Origin of the sequence: Bradyrhizobium sp. ORS 278 (assembly GCF_000026145.1) — a bacterium.
Taxonomy (GTDB): domain Bacteria; phylum Pseudomonadota; class Alphaproteobacteria; order Rhizobiales; family Xanthobacteraceae; genus Bradyrhizobium.
The window spans coordinates 3,727,228-3,744,925 of the sequence record NC_009445.1 but is presented as its reverse complement, the minus strand read 5'-3'; the positions used below and the strand labels follow the sequence as shown (position 1 = coordinate 3,744,925).

General features: G+C 64.9%; 17 protein-coding genes. 4 read left to right on the top strand and 13 right to left on the bottom strand.

Going from position 1 to position 17,698, the window contains the following annotated elements:
• Window positions 1–7: 7 nt before the first annotated feature.
• Together BRADO_RS16570 and BRADO_RS16565 are read right to left on the bottom strand one after the other, a co-directional pair.
• Entirely contained in the window at window positions 8–1,507 is a 1,500-nt protein-coding gene (locus BRADO_RS16570; RefSeq protein ID WP_011926476.1) for a caspase family protein, read from the bottom strand.
• 89 nt (window positions 1,508–1,596) lie between these two features.
• Window positions 1,597–2,184 (bottom strand): TMEM175 family protein, encoded by a 588-nt coding sequence (locus tag BRADO_RS16565; RefSeq protein WP_011926475.1) that lies wholly within the window; start codon window positions 2,182–2,184, stop codon window positions 1,597–1,599.
• A 318-nt stretch (window positions 2,185–2,502) separates the two neighbouring features.
• Between BRADO_RS16565 and BRADO_RS16560 the strand changes: the two genes are divergently transcribed.
• Both BRADO_RS16560 and BRADO_RS16555 read left to right on the top strand, forming a co-directional pair.
• The gene (locus BRADO_RS16560; RefSeq protein ID WP_011926474.1) at window positions 2,503–3,933 is read left to right on the top strand and encodes a DEAD/DEAH box helicase; all 1,431 of its coding nucleotides are present in this window, start codon (window positions 2,503–2,505) and stop codon (window positions 3,931–3,933) included.
• A gap of 360 nt (window positions 3,934–4,293) precedes the next feature.
• Window positions 4,294–5,361, top strand: coding sequence for a GGDEF domain-containing protein (locus BRADO_RS16555; RefSeq protein ID WP_011926473.1), 1,068 nt, complete (start codon window positions 4,294–4,296; stop codon window positions 5,359–5,361).
• A gap of 34 nt (window positions 5,362–5,395) precedes the next feature.
• Here the strand turns inward: BRADO_RS16555 and BRADO_RS16550 are convergent, their stop codons facing one another.
• From BRADO_RS16550 to BRADO_RS16505, 10 genes are all read right to left on the bottom strand, one after another.
• Complete coding sequence (locus tag BRADO_RS16550; protein ID WP_011926472.1) at window positions 5,396–5,932, bottom strand: TfoX/Sxy family protein; 537 nt, start codon at window positions 5,930–5,932, stop codon at window positions 5,396–5,398.
• A gap of 120 nt (window positions 5,933–6,052) precedes the next feature.
• Window positions 6,053–6,442, bottom strand: a complete 390-nt coding sequence (locus tag BRADO_RS16545) for an iron-sulfur cluster assembly accessory protein (RefSeq protein WP_011926471.1) — start codon at window positions 6,440–6,442, stop codon at window positions 6,053–6,055.
• A gap of 61 nt (window positions 6,443–6,503) precedes the next feature.
• A complete protein-coding gene (locus BRADO_RS16540; protein WP_011926470.1) occupies window positions 6,504–6,875 on the bottom strand; it encodes an SUF system Fe-S cluster assembly protein in 372 nt (123 codons plus the stop codon).
• Window positions 6,872–8,119, bottom strand: coding sequence for a cysteine desulfurase (locus tag BRADO_RS16535; protein WP_011926469.1), 1,248 nt, complete (start codon window positions 8,117–8,119; stop codon window positions 6,872–6,874). The genes BRADO_RS16540 and BRADO_RS16535 overlap by 4 nt, the downstream gene beginning before the upstream one ends.
• A complete protein-coding gene (sufD, locus tag BRADO_RS16530; protein WP_011926468.1) occupies window positions 8,116–9,438 on the bottom strand; it encodes a Fe-S cluster assembly protein SufD in 1,323 nt (440 codons plus the stop codon). The genes BRADO_RS16535 and sufD overlap by 4 nt, the downstream gene beginning before the upstream one ends.
• 19 nt (window positions 9,439–9,457) lie before the next feature.
• A complete protein-coding gene (gene sufC, locus BRADO_RS16525; protein ID WP_011926467.1) occupies window positions 9,458–10,210 on the bottom strand; it encodes a Fe-S cluster assembly ATPase SufC in 753 nt (250 codons plus the stop codon).
• 3 nt (window positions 10,211–10,213) lie between these two features.
• On the bottom strand, window positions 10,214–10,444 hold the full coding sequence (locus BRADO_RS16520; protein ID WP_011926466.1) for a hypothetical protein: 231 nt from the start codon (window positions 10,442–10,444) through the stop codon (window positions 10,214–10,216).
• Complete coding sequence (gene sufB, locus BRADO_RS16515; RefSeq protein ID WP_011926465.1) at window positions 10,444–11,940, bottom strand: Fe-S cluster assembly protein SufB; 1,497 nt, start codon at window positions 11,938–11,940, stop codon at window positions 10,444–10,446. The genes BRADO_RS16520 and sufB overlap by 1 nt, the downstream gene beginning before the upstream one ends.
• Before the next feature lie 84 nt (window positions 11,941–12,024).
• Window positions 12,025–13,188: a cysteine desulfurase family protein gene (locus BRADO_RS16510; RefSeq protein ID WP_011926464.1), complete on the bottom strand. Its 1,164-nt coding sequence runs from the start codon at window positions 13,186–13,188 to the stop codon at window positions 12,025–12,027.
• A gap of 50 nt (window positions 13,189–13,238) precedes the next feature.
• A complete protein-coding gene (locus BRADO_RS16505) occupies window positions 13,239–14,438 on the bottom strand; it encodes an acyltransferase family protein (RefSeq protein WP_011926463.1) in 1,200 nt (399 codons plus the stop codon).
• 390 nt (window positions 14,439–14,828) lie between these two features.
• Between BRADO_RS16505 and BRADO_RS16500 the strand changes: the two genes are divergently transcribed.
• Both BRADO_RS16500 and BRADO_RS16495 read left to right on the top strand, forming a co-directional pair.
• Entirely contained in the window at window positions 14,829–15,755 is a 927-nt protein-coding gene (locus tag BRADO_RS16500; RefSeq protein ID WP_244422829.1) for a LytTR family DNA-binding domain-containing protein, read from the top strand.
• Between the two features lie 247 nt (window positions 15,756–16,002).
• Window positions 16,003–16,650, top strand: coding sequence for an alpha/beta hydrolase (locus tag BRADO_RS16495; protein ID WP_006614822.1), 648 nt, complete (start codon window positions 16,003–16,005; stop codon window positions 16,648–16,650).
• A gap of 370 nt (window positions 16,651–17,020) precedes the next feature.
• Here the strand turns inward: BRADO_RS16495 and BRADO_RS16490 are convergent, their stop codons facing one another.
• Window positions 17,021–17,698: a glutathione S-transferase family protein gene (locus BRADO_RS16490; RefSeq protein WP_011926460.1), complete on the bottom strand. Its 678-nt coding sequence runs from the start codon at window positions 17,696–17,698 to the stop codon at window positions 17,021–17,023.

Sequence of the window (17,698 nt, the reverse complement as noted above, 5' to 3'; positions counted from 1 at the left end):
CGGCGCCTCAGCGCCGAAAGCTCTTGATCTCCGAGACGCTGCCGTCGCGATAGGTCAGCTCGACCGAGACGAACTGCGTCGACGGCGGCAGCTTGAGGTAAGGCGTCGCATTCGACGGGATCGCGATCGGATCCTTCATGTCGCAGCCTGGCATGTTCAGCACCTTGTCGGGCACCGCCGTATCGATGCCGATCCGCACCTCGCGGATCGCGCAGCGATACGACATCAGATGCGTGTAGTAGACCAGCAGCCCGTTGAACTCGCGGAACGACAGCCAGCTGGTCGAGGTCATGTCGAGAATCTTGCGCTGGTCACGGACCAGCGCCGCCTCCGGCTCGAAGCGGATCGGAAACGGTCCCTGCATCTCGCCCGACGCGTCGACGTAACGCACCTGGATGGTGCCGGCGGGCGCGTCGGCCGGCAGCTGGATCGACGGATTGGGCATGCGCTTGCGCGTGCGCGGATCCAGCACATCCATGAAGCCGGTCTCGCGGAACTCGCCTGCGTCGCCCATCCGCCAGGAAATGCCCAGCGTCGGATCGGCGATCGAGAACGTGATAGTCCAGCCGCCATTATGGCGCGAGAACATCGCGATCGGCGCGTTCAACGACTCATTGGCCGGAGGAATCCGCGGCGGCGCGGACACGGGCGGCAGCGCTGCGAGCTTCTGCTGCGTCTCGGCCGGCTTGTCGGCCGCGGCCGGCCCCTTGGCCATGCCGTTCAGGAAGACATCGTCCACCATCTGGTCGAAATAGACCGGGATCTGCTTGTGGCGCACGGTCTCGGCGAGCTCGCTGACGACGCGGCGCGTGCGTTGCGCGACCTGCACCAGATTGACGCCGGGCTGCGTCAGCTCCTTGGCGAAGGTGCGGGTGAAGACCGAATTCGGATTGGCGTCGTCGTTCGAGAGCCGGTCGAGCGCGGTCTGCCGCGGGCCGGCGGAGAACACCGAGAACACGCCTTCCGGCAGCTGCGTCATCGGCGCCAGCCCACCGCCTCCGGCCACCGCACGCGTGCCCGCGCGCTCGAACGGATTGTTGCGGCAGGCGTCGAACACGAGAATCGACGTGCGCGCCTTCTTGTTCTGCAGCCGCTCGATGATGCGGTCGGCCAGGACCGAGGCGTCGCGCACCAGCTCCTCCTGCCCTTCGGTCGCGGCCGGCACGTCGGTCGGCAGCAGGAAGTTCTGGCCGGCGATCTCGAAGCCGTGGCCGGCGTAGAAAAAGAACGCGGTGTCGCCCGGCTCGACGGCGTTATCGAACGCCAGCAGCGCCTGGCTGAATTGCTGGCGATTGAGGTTCTCGGCGACCATGACGCTGAAGCCGAGCTGCTTCAGCGTATCACCCATCGTGCGCGCGTCGTTGACCGCCTTCTGCAGCTTCGGCACGTAGCGATAATCGTTGTTGCCGACCACGAGGGCGACGCGCTTCTCCGCGTAGGCCGGCGTCAACGCGGCCGCCGCGATCGCGAGCCCTGCCAGCATCAGCTTGAATATCGGTCTGCGCATCCGTCGTTCCTGTCCTGGGTCGCCCGGATACCCCTCCGGGCCAGCCGGCGCCACCTTCTTGGCATAGTCGAAATCGATCGAGAGGGGGTTCAATCGGGTGACATCCGCTGCTTCTCCCAGCTCCGGATGAAGGGCGCGAGCAGCGTCAGCGCGAAGGCCCATAGCGACCGCGTCGGATTGACGAAGCTCACCAGGATCGCCAACGCCGACGCCACAATCAGCATCATCGTCGACACCTGGCGGTCGCGGAGATGGTCGCCGGGCTCGAGATGAGGGGTCATTGCGACCATCCGCCAGCTGATCAGCGCGATGAGCAGCGTGTGCCCCGCATACAGCCAGATGGCCGGCGCAAAATGCGCGAAGCGGCCGACGACGGTGGTGGTGAACGGAATGCAGGTGATCAACATCAGATACAGCAGCCACCATCGCACATACGCCCGCGGCACCTCGTCGGCGCGGCTCCGCACCCGGACATTCGCCAGCCAGCGCAACCCCAGCACGGCGAAGCTGAGCACGTAGGGAAAGAATTTCGGCCAGAGATTGACGATGCCGTCGATCAGCTCCTGGCCGTCGCGGGGATGAAAATCGTCGGGAAGTCGGACGTCGAGCGCAAGCAGCGTCATGGCGACCCCGAAGATGCTGTCGCTCAGGGTGTCGAGCCGCGCCTTGGAAAACATCCGTTGTCCTTTCGATTTGGGCCAAAGACGGGTCTAAGTGCCTGCATTTTCGGCAAAAACATTAAGCTTTTTCGGAGCTTCACCCCTCGGCTCCATTGACTTTGGGCAATTTCACCCTATTTTCTGCTCATCGCGGCTTGGTAACGCTACTCGATTCCACAAGCACTGGCCGCGGGTCTGCGTCAGTCAGAAAACCCCCAGCTTCAAAAGCATGCCGTTTCGGGGTTGTACGCGGCCACAGCATTTTACCCCCTCGATTCCTAACGGCGGCGTCGAACAGACGCCCCGTCGCCTGTTGGCGCGTGACACAGAGGCTCGATGTCCTTTTCCAATCTCGGCTTGTCCGACAAGGTGTTGGCTGCAGTTGCGGCCACCGGATACACCACCCCTACTCCCATTCAGGAACAGGCGATTCCTCATGTGCTGGCACGGCGAGACGTGCTCGGCATCGCCCAGACCGGCACCGGCAAGACCGCCGCTTTCGTCCTGCCGATGCTGACCATCCTCGAGAAGGGCCGCGCCCGCGCACGCATGCCGCGCACCCTCATCCTGGAGCCGACCCGCGAATTGGCGGCTCAAGTCAAAGAGAACTTCGACCGTTACGGCGCCGGACAGAAGCTCAACGTCGCGCTCCTGATCGGCGGCGTCTCCTTCGGCGACCAGGACGCGAAGTTGACGCGCGGCGTGGACGTCCTGATCGCGACGCCGGGCCGCCTGCTCGATCATACGGAACGTGGCGGTCTCCTGCTCACCGGCGTCGAGCTCCTGGTCATCGACGAAGCCGACCGCATGCTGGACATGGGCTTCATTCCGGACATCGAGCGCATCTGCAAGCTCGTCCCCTTCACCCGCCAGACCCTGTTCTTCACCGCGACCATGCCGCCGGAAATCCGGCGCATCACCGACGCCTTCCTGCACAATCCGCAGAAGGTCGAAGTGTCCAAGCCGGCCACGACCGCAGTCACGGTGACTCAGCTGCAGGTCCCCTCGGGCCGCGAAGCGCATCAGAAGCGCGAGGTGCTGCGCCGCCTGCTGCGCGAGGCCAAGGATCTCAAGAACGCGATCATCTTCTGCAATCGCAAGCGCGACGTCGCCATCGTTCACAAGTCGCTGCAGAAGCACGGCTTCAGCGTCGGCGCCCTGCACGGCGACATGGACCAGTCGGCGCGCATGGCCGCCCTCGATCAGTTCCGCAAGGGCGAGCTGCCGCTGCTCGTGGCCTCCGACGTGGCGGCGCGCGGTCTCGACATTCCCGAAGTCAGCCATGTCTTCAATTTCGACGTGCCGCATCATTCGGACGACTACGTCCATCGCATCGGCCGCACCGGTCGCGCCGGCCGCACCGGTACCGCGATCTCCATCGTCTCTCCGCCGGATCAGAAATCCGTTGCGGCAATCGAGAAGCTGATCGGGCAGAGCATCCCGACCATCGAAGGCGACTACGAGGTGCAGGAGTCCTCGCGCGATGACGAGGCGCGTGAGCGTCGTCCGCGCGACAGCTCGCGGCGCAGCCGCGGCAAGGCACCGCGTGAGCGCGAAGCTCGCGAGCCGCGCGAGCGTGAGCCGCGTCCGGCCGCAGCCTCTCCGCGTGCGGCGCAGCCCGCGGCGCCGCACCCGGCGCCGAACGCACGTCATGAGCAGCCGCGCAACGAATCCCGCCGGCCGCGACGTGACCACGACAACGAGCCGGCCGATCATTCGCATCTTCCGGCCTTTCTGCTGCGCCCGGTCCGCGCCCCGCTGCCTTGAAAACCCGGGCTCCCGGCTACTCAGGGTGAGTTGCCCGGAGCCTCGTTGGCGCGCGCCGTCCGCTCGACATGACATTGGTCAAGTTCGGCATCGTGCGGATCATCGCTGGAGCTCGCGTCAGCTCGTGTGCTCTGCTCTCAGCATGGCATTTGGCCCGCGTAACCTCGTCGCGAGACGCAAGCGCGATTGTTATGTAGCTTGCTGAGCATATAGTATGACGACATGCGTAGAAGCGACGCATGGCGCTGGCCCGTGACTTTACGGCCGTATTTACCCCCGGTTCACAAACGTCATTTAGCTTGCCGGCATTGTTTATTTCATTGCTGTGACGGCAACGCGGGCGATTGGGGAGAACCTGTTGTGGTCAATGCGCTTGACGAACACGAACGCACGATGGCCTTCGCGGAAGTCGCGCTCAGCCAGATTAAAACACTCCGTCACTCGGCCAATCCGCGCAACTATGAGATCTGGTACGTCTACGCGACCGGCTACAATGCGCAGCTGAACGAGATCATCAACGGCACGCTGGCGCGCAACGGCCGGCTGTCGCAGTCCGAGCTCGACCAGCTCTACGAATCCTATCTCGCGCATCTGAAGGCGTCAGACCGCATCGACAAGGTCGGGGCGCGCGTTGTCGGCGAGATCGACGACCTCATGGGGATGCTCACGGACGCGCTCGGCCGCACCGCGAGCTACGATGCGAGCCTGGCCGGCGCCGATCGCATGCTCGCCTCTGCGACCAGCCGCGAGCAGCTCGTCGACATCATCGAGGCACTGGCGCATTCGACCAAGCAGATGCGGGAGACGAACCGGATCCTCGAGGAGCGCCTGTCGCTGTCCAAGGATGAAATCAGCGGACTGCAGCACAGCCTGGAAGCCATTCGCGCCGAAAGCCTCACCGACCCGCTGACCGGACTTGGCAACCGCAAGTATTTCGACCGCATGATCGAGACGGCGGTGCTGACGGGTCTTGCGACCAACCAGCCTTTGTCGCTGCTGATGTTCGACATCGACCATTTCAAGTCGTTCAACGACTCCTACGGTCACCTCACCGGCGACCAGGTGCTCCGCCTGGTCGGCCTGACGCTGAAGCACGCGGTCAAGGGGCAGGACATCGCCGCGCGTTACGGCGGCGAAGAATTCGCGGTGGTGCTGCCGAACACGGCGCTGCGGCAGGCGCTGGCGGTCGCCGACCAGATTCGCCGCGCGGTCACCGCGAAAGAGTTGAAGAAGAAGTCGACCGGCGAGATCCTGGGCCGCGTGACCATCTCGGTCGGCGTCTCCATGCTCCGCCCCGGCGACGACACCGACGCGCTGATCGAGCGCGCCGACGCCTGCCTCTATGCCGCCAAGCACAACGGCCGCAATCGCGTGGTGTGCGAGAGCGATCCCGAATACGCGACAGCGACGCGCGGCCAGGTCGCCTGACGCAAGCAAGCCGTTCGTCCGGCGATTAGGCTTTTCACCGCGCCTGCTTCGCCGCCTTGCGCGGCGCTTTCCGCGCCGAGGCTCCGGTTGCGCGGCTGCTCTGGCCTGCTGAAGCACCTTTGCTTGTCGCCTTGGCGCTCTTCCGAGCCTTTGCCGGCCTGGCCTTTGTCGTTTGGGGTTTGGGCGCTGTGGTCTTCTTCTTCGGCGACTCCGGGCTTCGCGCGGCCACCCGTTTCTTCCTCGTCCGCTTGCTCAGCGCGGCGCTTTGAGCCGCGGCGAACGCCTCTCGCGCCCAGACGGCAAACTCGTCGGTGTCATCGAACAGATGCGCCGGCACCTGCCAATACGACCGCACGGTCATGGTCCGCGCGCGCGTCTCATAGGAGAACGGCTTGGATCCCGCGGCCTCGAACTTGTCGTAGCTGGCTTCGTCCGCGCGCAGGTAAAGCCCACTGCGCAAGGCCAGCGCGAAGTTGATTCCGTCGGCGGAGATGCCGAAGCCGGAGAACATTCGCCGGATGGTGACCGGTCCGAAGCCGGCAAACAGATCGATCAGGAATTCGCGATCCATCGCGACGCGCTCCCGCCCACAAATTCCGGTCTCGTCAGGATTTGTTGGCCGGGAGGACGGCGCGTGTCAATGTCCGGAACGCAACAATGTCCCGGACCCGCCCTGGCTGGAAAGCGACGCTCAGACTTCGGCAGGCTTCAGTTGCACCGACTCGCCGCAGCCGCAGGCGCTGATCTGGTTCGGATTGTTGAAGACGAACTGCGCCTGCATCTTGTCGGTCTGGTAGTCCATTTCGGTGCCGAGCAGGAACAGCACGGCCTTGGGGTCGACCAGGATCTTGACACCCTTGTCCTCGACGACCTCGTCGGTCGGCCGGATGTCATGGGCATATTCCACCGTGTAGGACTGGCCGGCGCAGCCGCCGTTCTTCACGCCGACACGCAGTCCGATGATCTCGGACTCGGCGCGCTGCGTCAGCTCGCGGATACGAGTGGCCGCGGCGTCTGTCAGCCGCATCACCTGCGGACGGGGCCGCGGCTTCGGCTTGCTGGCGACTGGCGTATTGGTCATATCGGTCATCTGGTCAATCCCGGCGGTCAATCAATCCCGCCCGTCATTCAAACTTCGTGCCTCACCACATGTTGAGCACGAGGCGGGCCTCGTCGCTCATCCGGTCCGGCGTCCATTGCGGCTCCCAGACGATGTTGACGCTCACCACGCCCACACCAGGGACGCTGGCAATGGCGTTCTCCACCATCGTCGGCAGTTCGCCGGCCGCCGGGCAGTTCGGCGTCGTCAGGGTCATGACAACGTCGACGCTGCGGTCATCCTTGATGTCGACCTTATAGATCAGGCCGAGCTCGTAGATGTCAGCCGGAATCTCCGGATCGAACACCGTCTTGAGCGCGGCGATGATCTCCGTGGACAACCGTTCGGTTTCCTCCGGCGGCAAAGCCGAGTGGGTTTCGACGGACTGCGTTTTGACGTCGGCCGTGTCGGTCATGCAAACAAATCCCGCGCCTTGATCAATGCCTGTGCCAGTTGATCGACCTCTTCCCTCGTATTGTACATGCCAAACGAGGCGCGGCAGGTCGCCGTGACGTTGAATCTCTCCAAAAGCGGCATTACGCAATGCGTGCCCGCGCGTACCGCGATGCCCTGGCGGTCGATCACGGTCGCGACATCGTGCGCATGCGCGCCCTTCATCTCGAACGAGATCACCGGGCCCTTGCCCTTGGCGGTGCCGATCAGCCGCAGCGCGTTGATCTCGCGGAGCCGCTCCTGCGCATAGGTCACGAGGTCGTGCTCATGCGCGGCGATTCGCTCCTTGCCGACCGAATTGACGTAGTCAATCGCAGCGCCCAGGCCGACAGCCTCGACGATCATCGGCGTGCCCGCCTCGAAGCGGTGAGGCGGATCGCCATAGGTGACGACATCGCGCGAGACCTCGCGGATCATCTCGCCGCCGCCATTGTAGGGACGCATCGCGGCGAGCAGATCGTATTTGCCGTAGAGCACGCCGATGCCGGTCGGGCCGTAGAGCTTGTGGCCGGTGAAGACGTAGAAGTCGCAGTCGATGTCCTGCACGTCGATCGCGAGATGCACCGCGGCCTGGCTGCCATCGATCAGCACGGGAATGCCGCGCGCATGCGCCAGCCGCACGACCTCCTTCACCGGCACGAGCGTGCCCAGCATGTTCGACATCTGCGTGATGGCGACGATCTTGGTCCGCGGCGTCAGCAGCTTCTCGAATTCGTCGATCAGGAAGTTGCCGTCGTCGTCGACCGGAGCCCACTTGATCACGGCGCCCTGACGCTCCCGCAGGAAGTGCCACGGCACGATGTTGGAATGGTGCTCCATGATCGAGAGCACGATTTCGTCGCCCTCGCCGATGTTCGGCGCGCCCCACGACGACGCCACGAGATTGATCGCCTCGGTGGCGTTGCGGGTGAAGATGATCTCCTCGCTGCGCCTGGCATTGAGGAAGCGCGTCACGCGCTCGCGGCCGCCCTCATAGGCTTCCGTCGCGGCATTGGCGAGATAGTGCAGGCCGCGATGCACGTTGGCGTATTCGCTGGTGTAGGCCTGCGTCATGCGGTCGAGCACCGCGCGCGGCTTCTGCGCCGAGGCGGCGTTGTCGAGATAGACAAGCTTCTTGCCGTACACCTGCAGCGCCAGCGCCGGAAAATCCTCGCGGATGCGGGCGACGTCGTAGCTGCCGTTGCTTACAGCCGGATGCGTACTCATGCGCGGGACTCCAGCCAGTGCTCGGCGGCGGCGATGACGCGTTCGCGCAAAGCATCGTCCTCGATTGCCTCGATTGCCTCGCCAACGAAGGCCTGGATCAGCAGCGCCTGGGCCTGCTTTTCCGGCAGTCCGCGGGCGCGCAGATAGAACAGCAGGCTCTCGTCGAGCGCGCCGGCGGTCGCGCCGTGGCCGCAGGAGACGTCGTCGGCGAAGATCTCGAGCTCCGGCTTGCTGTCGGCCTCGGCCTCGTCGGACAGCAGCAGGGCCCGCGTCATCATCTTGCCGTCGGTCTGCTGCGCGTCCTGGCGGACGATGATGCGCCCCTGGAACACCGAATGCGCCCGATCGTCCAGCACCGCGCGAAAATTCTCGCGGCTGGTGCAGCCGGGCACGGCGTGGTCGACCACCAGGGTCATATCGCCATGCTGCTTGTCGCGCAGCAGGTTGACGCCGTTGACGATCAGCTCGCTGGCTTCGCCGGCGAGCGTGAAGAACGCCTGCAGCCGGCTGACCGCGCCGCCGCTCGTCATGTTGAACAGGCTGAGCTTCGACTTGGCGCCGACCGTGAACAGCTCGGAGGAGACGTTCACCGCGTCAGCGGCATCGCGCATCAGACGGATATGCGACAGCTGAGCGCCGTCGCCGACCCAGATGACAGCGGCATCATTGGCCTGATAGGCGGCAACGCCTTCGGCGGCGATCGACGTCTCGACCAGGGTCGCGCGGGCGCCCTGCCCGACCTTCACATGCGAGCGGCTGTAGCGTGCGGCCTTCGACGCCGTGGCGACATGGATCAGGTGCAGCGGCTCAGTCAGTTGCGCACCATCGGCAACCGTCACGACAACGCCGTCGGTCGCGAGCGCCGCGTTCAGCGACAGCATGGGATCGCTGACCTTGGTCAACAGCAGGTCACCGATAGCCTCGTTCGATGCCTCGTCCAGCACTGCACGAAGCGTTCGAACACCCACGCCCGCCGGCAGCGCGGCGAGATCGGACAGTTCGGCGGCGACGACACCATCGACCAGCACCAGCTTGGCCGCGCCATCGATCGAAATCGGTGCGATCGCAGCCTTCGCCCGTGCCAATGCCGCCGCATCCGGCGCGCCGGCCAGCGGCAGCACCTCGCGCACGAGGGCGCGCAAGTCCGTGTACTTCCATTCCTCGATGCGCCGGTGCGGCAGGCCGGTGCGCTCGAAAGCCGCGAAGGCCTCGCGCCGGATCTCAACAACCTTGCCGGCGCCGGGCAGCCGGCCCTGGGCGGCAGCGAACACGCTGCTCGCCGCCGGACCGCTGTCGTTCTTGACCAGAGCTACGTTCATCACAGATCCATTCACGGGCTCAGGCTGCGTCCTCGAACTGGGCGTAGCCGGACGCCTCCAGCTCGAGCGCGAGCTCCTTGCCGCCGCTCTTCACGACGCGGCCCTTCGACATCACGTGAACGACGTCGGGCACGATGTAGTTCAAAAGCCGCTGATAGTGGGTGATCACGATCATCGAGCGCTCGGGCGCGCGCAGCGCGTTGACGCCGTCGGCGGCGATGCGCAGCGCGTCGATGTCGAGGCCAGAATCCATCTCGTCGAGGATGCAGAGCGACGGCTGGAACAGCGCCATTTGCAGCACCTCATTGCGCTTCTTCTCGCCGCCGGAGAAGCCGACATTGACGCCGCGCTTCAGCATGTCCTGCGGAATGCTGAGCTGCTTGGAAATTTCGCGGACCTTCTTCAGGAAGTCCGGGGTCGAATATTCCTCCTCGCCACGCGCCTTGCGCTGCGCGTTGAGCGCGGTGCGCAGGAAGGTCATGGTGGCGACACCGGGGATTTCCACCGGATACTGAAACGCCAGAAACACACCCTTGGCGGCACGCTCGTCCGGATCCATGGCGAGCAAGTCCTCGCCCTTGAACAGGATCTCGCCGCCGGTGACCTCATAGCCCGGCTTGCCGGCGATGACGTGGGAGAGCGTCGACTTGCCGGAGCCGTTCGGCCCCATGATCGCATGCACCTTGCCTTCGTCGATCGTGAGCGTCAGCCCGTGGAGAATCTCGCGCTCCTCGACGCGGACCTGCAGGTTCTTGATTTCGAGTAGTGCCATGGGTCAGTCCTGATCCTGGTCAATCAGCTCCAGACGCTTTTCAATGCGGTCGAGCCGAACTTTTATTGCTGCAATATCCTGGTGGTCGTGATCTTGGATAGTCACGACACCTGCGAGGTGCTGGCGGATCGCCGTCATTTCGACGCTGAGGGTCTGCATCCAATCCGCCATCTTGCTCATGTCCGACCGGATGGCCCGGAGATGCTCGAGAACAAGATTGTCGGGTTCGACCATCAGCCCACGCTCCCCTCCAGGGAGATCGAGATCAGCTTCTGCGCCTCGACGGCGAACTCCATCGGCAGCTGCTGCAGCACGTCCTTGACAAAGCCGTTGACGACGAGCCCGACCGCCTCCTCCTGCGAGAGGCCGCGCTGAATGCAGTAGAACAGCACGTCCTCGGAGATCTTGGACGTCGTCGCCTCGTGCTCGAAGGTCGCCGAGGAATTCTTCGCCTCGATATACGGCACGGTATGCGCGCCGCATTTGTCGCCGATCAGCAGCGAATCGCAGGCGGTGAAGTTGCGCGCGCCGCTCGCTTTGCGATGCGCCGTCACCAGGCCGCGATAGGTGTTCTGCGAGCGGCCCGCGGCGATGCCCTTGGAGATGATTCGGCTCGACGTGTTCTTGCCGAGATGGATCATCTTGGTGCCGCTATCGACCTGCTGGAAGCCGTTCGAGATCGCGATCGAGTAGAACTCGCCGCGAGAGTTATCGCCGCGCAGGATGCAGCTCGGATATTTCCAGGTGATCGCCGATCCGGTCTCGACCTGGGTCCAGGAGATCTTGGAGTTGGCGCCGCGGCAGTCGCCACGCTTGGTGACGAAATTGTAGATGCCGCCCTTGCCTTCCGAATTGCCCGGATACCAGTTCTGCACCGTCGAGTATTTGATCTCGGCGTCGTCCATCGCGACGAGCTCGACCACGGCTGCGTGCAGCTGGTTCTCGTCGCGCTGCGGCGCCGTGCAGCCTTCCAGATAGGACACATAGGCGCCCTTGTCGGCGATGATCAGCGTGCGCTCGAACTGGCCGGTGTTGCGCTCGTTGATGCGGAAATAGGTCGACAGCTCCATCGGGCAGCGCACGCCCGGCGGCACATAGACGAACGAGCCGTCGGAGAACACCGCGGAGTTCAAGGTCGCATAGAAGTTGTCGGAGGTCGGCACCACGCTGCCGAGATACTTCTGCACCAGCTCGGGATATTCGCGGATGGCCTCGGAGATCGGCATGAAGATGACGCCGGCCTTCTTCAGCTCCTCTTTGAACGTGGTGGCCACCGACACGGAGTCGAACACGGCGTCGACCGCGATCTTGCGCGTCTCCGGACTGCCAGCACCGGGCGCAGGTTCAACGCCCTCGAGGATGGCGACCTCGCGCAGGGGAATGCCGAGCTTCTCGTAAGTCTTCAGGATCTCCGGATCGATCTCGTCGATCGATGAGAGCTGCTTCTTCGGCTTCGGCGCGGCGTAATAATACAGATCCTGGAAGTCGATCTTAGGATAGTCGACGCGCGCCCAGGTCGGCTCCTGCATGGTCAGCCAGCGGCGATAGGCCTCCAGGCGCCATTCGAGCATCCAGGCGGGCTCGTTCTTCTTGCCCGAGATGAAGCGGATCGTGTCTTCGGACAGGCCCTTGGGGGCCTTCTCGGATTCGATGACCGTCTCGAATCCATAGCGATATTGGTCAACGTCGATCCGCCTGACGCGGTCGACCGTCTCTTGTACGGCTGGCATTCCATCCTCCGCTCGCGGTTTCAAGGACCGCGGTGGACATCTTACGGAACCGTCTTACGACGTTTCGCAGACGAAATCACGCCCTTAGAATTGCTCAAGCGCTGTTTCGCCACGTCCCTTAAGTAGGGTCATCGACAGCTTTCGCCAAGCCTCGACGGCCCGATCGACCTCCGCCGACGTCGTGGACCAGCCCAGACTGAGGCGCACCGCTCCCGGGGCGGCTGCAGGACCGACACCCATCGCCTCCAGCACGTGAGAGGGTTGGACCTTGCCCGAAGAGCAGGCCGAGCCCGAAGATACTGAAATACCTTCGAGATCGAAGCCGATCACGGCGGTCTCGGCCTTCATCCCGGGCGCCGTGAACAGAGTGGTATTGGGCAGCCGCGGCGCATCGGATGAGAACACCGTAACGCCAGCCGTCTGGCGGAGACCTGCCTCCAGGCGATCCCGGAGCGCCGTAACCCGCGGAAGATCGGCCTCCAGGGCGGTCAGAGCCGCGCCTGCCGCAGCGCCAAACCCGGCGATCCCGGCAAGATTCTCGGTTCCCGCCCGCCGCCCACGCTCCTGCCCGCCGCCCCGCAGCACCGGGATGACGTCATCCACAGCATCGCCCAGCACCAGCGCGCCGCTCCCTTTGGGGCCACCGATCTTGTGCGCGGAAATGCTCACAAGATTTGCGCCCATCTGGTTGATATCGAGCGGAATTTTGCCGAACGCCTGGATCGCGTCGACGTGCAGCAGGCCGCCGGCCCGGCGAACGATCTCAGCGACTTGCGAAACCGGTTGAAGCACGCCGGTCTCATTGTTGGCGGCCATGACCGAAACCAGCGCCGGCGGACCACCGGCCAGGAGCGCTTCGAGCCGGCCGGGGTCGACCAGGCCGGACCGATCCACCGGGATCGTCTCAATCGCCGCCGGCGCGAACCGGCCGCCGGCCAGGACCGAGGCATGTTCCACGGCCGATACCAGGAGCCGCTCCACCGGTCCGGCCGGCGTCTTCATCCCTGGGCTCAGGGCCAGCGTGTTGGCCTCCGTGCCGCCGGAGGTGAACACGACCCGGCGCGCCACCGTGCCAAGACCGCGGGCGATCACTGGGCGGGCCTCCTCCATCACCCGCCGTGCCTTGCGGCCCTCGTCATGCACCGACGACGGATTGCCGACGAGGTCGAACGCCGCAACCATCGCCGCGCGCGCCTCGGGACGCAGCGGCGTGGTGGCATTCCAATCGAGATAGACGCGATCGCGCATGGCCTCTCTTACTTACCACCTTGCGCGACCACGCCAATCGGAACTGCGCCTCAAGCCGGTTGCTGAACCGGCCTGACCGGCGCGGTGGTCGCCATTTTCAACCCGAACAATGGGCGCAGCCAGTTCATCCGCCGCACCATCTCGTAGGTAAGCACGCAGACCGCGACAGTGCCCGCGATGATGATGCCCGCTTCCAGCCCGGCCGGCAGGCCGCGACCCCGCAAGGCATGGGCGATGATGATGATCGCGGTCTGATGCACGATGTAATAGGGAAACATCGCATCCGTCAGATAGCGCCGCACTGGCCCATCGGATGACACCAGGTGGCGCGCCAGACCAAGCACCGCGGCCATCGCCAGCCATTGATAACAGCCATAGGCGGCGCCCGCGACGGTCTTGAGCGCCGGCACCGGCGCGAGCGTGAGGCCGAAGCCGGCCCGGATCGAAATGAAGACCGCGAAGACGCCGGCCGCACTCGCCAGCGCGATCCCGCGCCAGCGCTCCAGCGTCGACCAGACACGCTGCTCCCGCGCCAGCAGGAAGCCGATCAGGAAGGCCGTCGCATAGTCGGCGTGGTTGTACCAGTCGCCGACCAGCGCATGGGTCGACGGAAACAGCGGCAACAGGACGAGGCGCCAGGCGGCGAATAGAACGCAGGGCAGAATCAGCAGCCGCGGACCGGTCAGCATGGCATCAAGCCGCGCGCCGAGCCGGTCGGGCAATGACGGCCACACCGCCAGCACGCCGATGGTGGCCGCCGTGTAGACCCAGAGATAGAGCACGAACCAGAGATGGTTCCAGGTCGGCATCACGATGCAGGGCCCCGGGCAGAACTTCACAGAGAAGCTGAGATAGTGCCGGAGGTAGAAGTCGGAGAAGCCGCTGGCGTAGCCGACGCTCTCGACCACCTGCAGGTAGGACTGCGGCGGCACGATCACCAGCATGCCGAAGACGAGCGGAACCAGCAGCCGCGCCGAGCGCGCGCCAAGCAGCGGCAGCCGGTCGTATTTCCCCAGCATGAAGCGCGTCGCCACGCCCGACACCAGGAACAGCAGCGACAATCGCCAGGGATTGAGGATCAGCATCACCGGCTCGAGCCAGACCAGCCGATGGTCGCTCTTGATGTGGAAGCCCCAGGATACGTAGAGCATGCCGACGTGGTAGAGGATCAGCAGGCCGAAGGCCCCGATCCGGACCCAATCGAGGTCGATGCGTCGTTCCGAGGGGAAGTCTTGCTGTGGTGCCGACATGATGTTCGCCTCCTTGCCGGGCGCGGTGTGGGACCACGGCGCCGGAGCTGAATGAGATGCCCGAGACGAACAGTGCCAGGGATGCGGCCGCCGTCGAGCCGGCCCGGGACCAGTCCGCGGGTCCGCGGGACGAGGTGCCGCGCGCGGGGACGAGCGGTGGTCGTTGGGGGATCAGCGGTGAGTTCGGCAGGCGCTGCTGCAACCCTTCCGGTTGAAAGCAGCCCGCACCAGTGCCATCCGCGCGGCCCATCCGGCGCCATGCGGCGGGAGTTCCGTTTGCGGCCGGTTGGCGTTGAGCGTTGTCCGGCACCCCGTCATCGCGCAGGCATGCTGCCTAGCGGCCGACATGGTGGTATCGTCGCCCGGCGGCAGAGACGGCGGGTGCGGTCCATGAGCAAGATGACTGATCTGATCCTGCGTCCGAATGATCGGATCTTTTATGCGACCACGGCCGCGCTCGCGGTCGGCATCGCCATTATCAACGCCTTTTCGTCAGCCCATGATGCCGCCCGGCGGGGCGCTACCTACGACGTCGGAAAGCCGCTCATGTTCGAATTGACGAGCATCCTGTTCGTCATTCTGCTGACGCCCTTGCTGGTGGCCACCGTCCGATCGATTCGCAGCTCGTCCGGTGTCGTTCGTCGCGCGACCCTCGCCGCGGCAGCCCTTCTCGTATTTTCGGCGCTGCACATGCTGGGCATGGTGGCCTTGCGCAAGCTGCTGATCTGGACGGCGGGCGGCAGCTACGATTTCAACCTGTCCTGGCCCACGGTCCTGTACGAGTTCCGCAAGGACATTATGACCGTGCTGATCATCAGCACCACGCTGTGGCTGTGGGACGGCTACCATGCAGGCACCGAGCGGAGCCCCTCCCGGGAGCGGGAGGACGACACCGCCCTCCCGGCCGCGCTCTGGTTGCGTGACGGCACGAACCGGGTCCGGATCGCGCCGGCCGAAATTCTGTGGGTCGCTTCCGCCGGCAATTACATCGAATACACCATGGCGGGCGGCCGGCAGCATTTGATCCGCGGCACGCTCTCGTCGGCCGAAACCGAGCTCGCCCGTTTCGGGCTCGTTCGCATCCATCGCGGCCGGCTCGCCAACCTCGCCCGGGTGACCGCGCTGTCGGTGCTGCCAACGGGCGACTTCAGCCTGACCTTCGATACCGGACAGTCCATCCAAGGCAGCCGGCGTTATCGCAGCGCCGTTGCCCAGTTGGAGCGGACGTCCGCATCAAGCCCCGCCTCCGCGCCGCCAGAGAAGGAAAATTCCAAGTCTTTCAACCAGCTGCAGGGAGATCCGGAGAGAACAGGCTGATCTCGCGCGCGAGCGCGCATCACCGCGAAGACACGGCGCGCCATCCCGTCTCCCCATCTCCGGGCGTTGAAAATCCTTGCTTTTTGCCCTGCGCTCCATGCTAGAAGGCCATCTTCCAGTCACGCCAGCACCGCTCCGTCCGAGCGAACGGACGGTGCTCGATCACCACTTGTCCTGCTGAACTCGTCGGCGAGGCGCCGGATGAAGCACAGACGAAGTCGGTCGATGCTCTGCCAAGGATTCTCTGATGCCTGAAGTCATCTTCAACGGTCCGGCCGGCCGCCTCGAGGGCCGTTACCATCCGGCGAAGCAGAAGAACGCGCCGATCGCGATGATCCTGCATCCGCATCCGCAGTTCCATGGCACGATGAACCATCAGATCGTGTACCAGTGCTACTACGCGTTCGCGCATCGCGGTTTCTCGGTGCTGCGCTTCAATTTCCGCGGCGTCGGCCGCAGCCAGGGCTCGTTCGACCACGGCACGGGTGAGTTGTCAGACGCCGCCTCGGCGCTCGACTGGGCGCAGACCATCAACCCCGAGGCGCGCGCCTGCTGGGTCGCCGGCTTCTCGTTCGGCGCCTGGATCGGCATGCAGCTGCTGATGCGCCGCCCCGAGGTCGAGGGCTTCATCTCGATCGCCCCGCCCGCCAACCTCTACGACTTCTCGTTCCTGGCGCCCTGCCCGTCCTCGGGACTGATCGTGCACGGCGAGAAGGACGCGGTGGTGCCACCCAAGGACGTCAACACGCTGGTCGAGAAGCTGAAGACGCAGAAAGGCATCGTGATCGACCAGCAGGTCATCCCCGGCGCCAACCACTTCTTCGACGGCAAGCTTGAGCCGCTGATGGAGACCATCACGGCCTATCTGGACATGCGGCTGGCCAATGTGAGGTGAGGCCGAGAGCCTCGCCGCTGTAGGGTGGGCAAAGGCGCATCCGACGCTCCATCGACACGGATGGTGGCAACGCGCCGTGCCCACCATTCCAGCCGCCGGCGCGGACCCGACGGTGGGCACGCCTTCGACGCCGCTTCGCGCCGATCTGCGGCTTTGCCCACCCTACGAACTCCTGAGTCTACGAACTCCCGAGTCCACCTGACGAACTCTCCGTCTCATCCACCGCTGTCATCACCCGCGAAAGCGGGTGATCCAGTACGCCGCGGTTTCTCGGCTGATCATCGGTGGCTCGGAGTACTGGATCGCCCGGTCAAGCCGGGCGATGACAGCTGTGGGTGTGGCGCGAGCACGCGGTGCGACAACAAAGTCCCTACGCCGCCTGCTTCAACAAATACGCATCATGACGCGTCAGGAATGCGCGCAGCAGCTGCGGATACTCGTGGCTGACAGCCGTCTTCACGCTCGGCCGCCGCGCGAGCTGAGCGCGCCAGGCTCGCACCTTCGGCGTCACGGCGAAGATGCCGAGATCGCCGTATGCATCGAACACATCGAAGTAACGGAAGCTCGGCGCGAACACCGCGTCGACCAGGCTGAACGGCGCGCCGGCGAAGTACGGCCCCTCGCCCAGCGCCGCCTCGACGCGGGCGAACTTCGCCGTCAGCGCCTCGCGCTTGGCCGCGAACACCTGAGCATCCTGCGTCGTCTCCAGACCCCAGAGGTCGCCGAGGATCGCCGAGCCGAACTCCATCCAGGCGCGGTGCTGCGCGCGGGCCAGCGCGCCCAGCGGATGCAGCTTGCCGCCTGCTTGCGTGTCCTCGATGTACTCGCAGATCACGTTGCTCTCGAACAGCGCCACCTCGCCCTGGGGCGTGGGCACCACCAGCACCGGCACCTTGCCGAGCGGCGAGATCTTCAGGAACCAGTCGGGCTTGTTGGCGAGATCGATGTCGATCCGCTCGAAGGCGACGCCCTTCTCGCTGAGCGCAATGACGGCGCGTTGCACATAGGGGCAGAGCTTGTGGCTGATCAGCTTCAGGACCGGCGACAT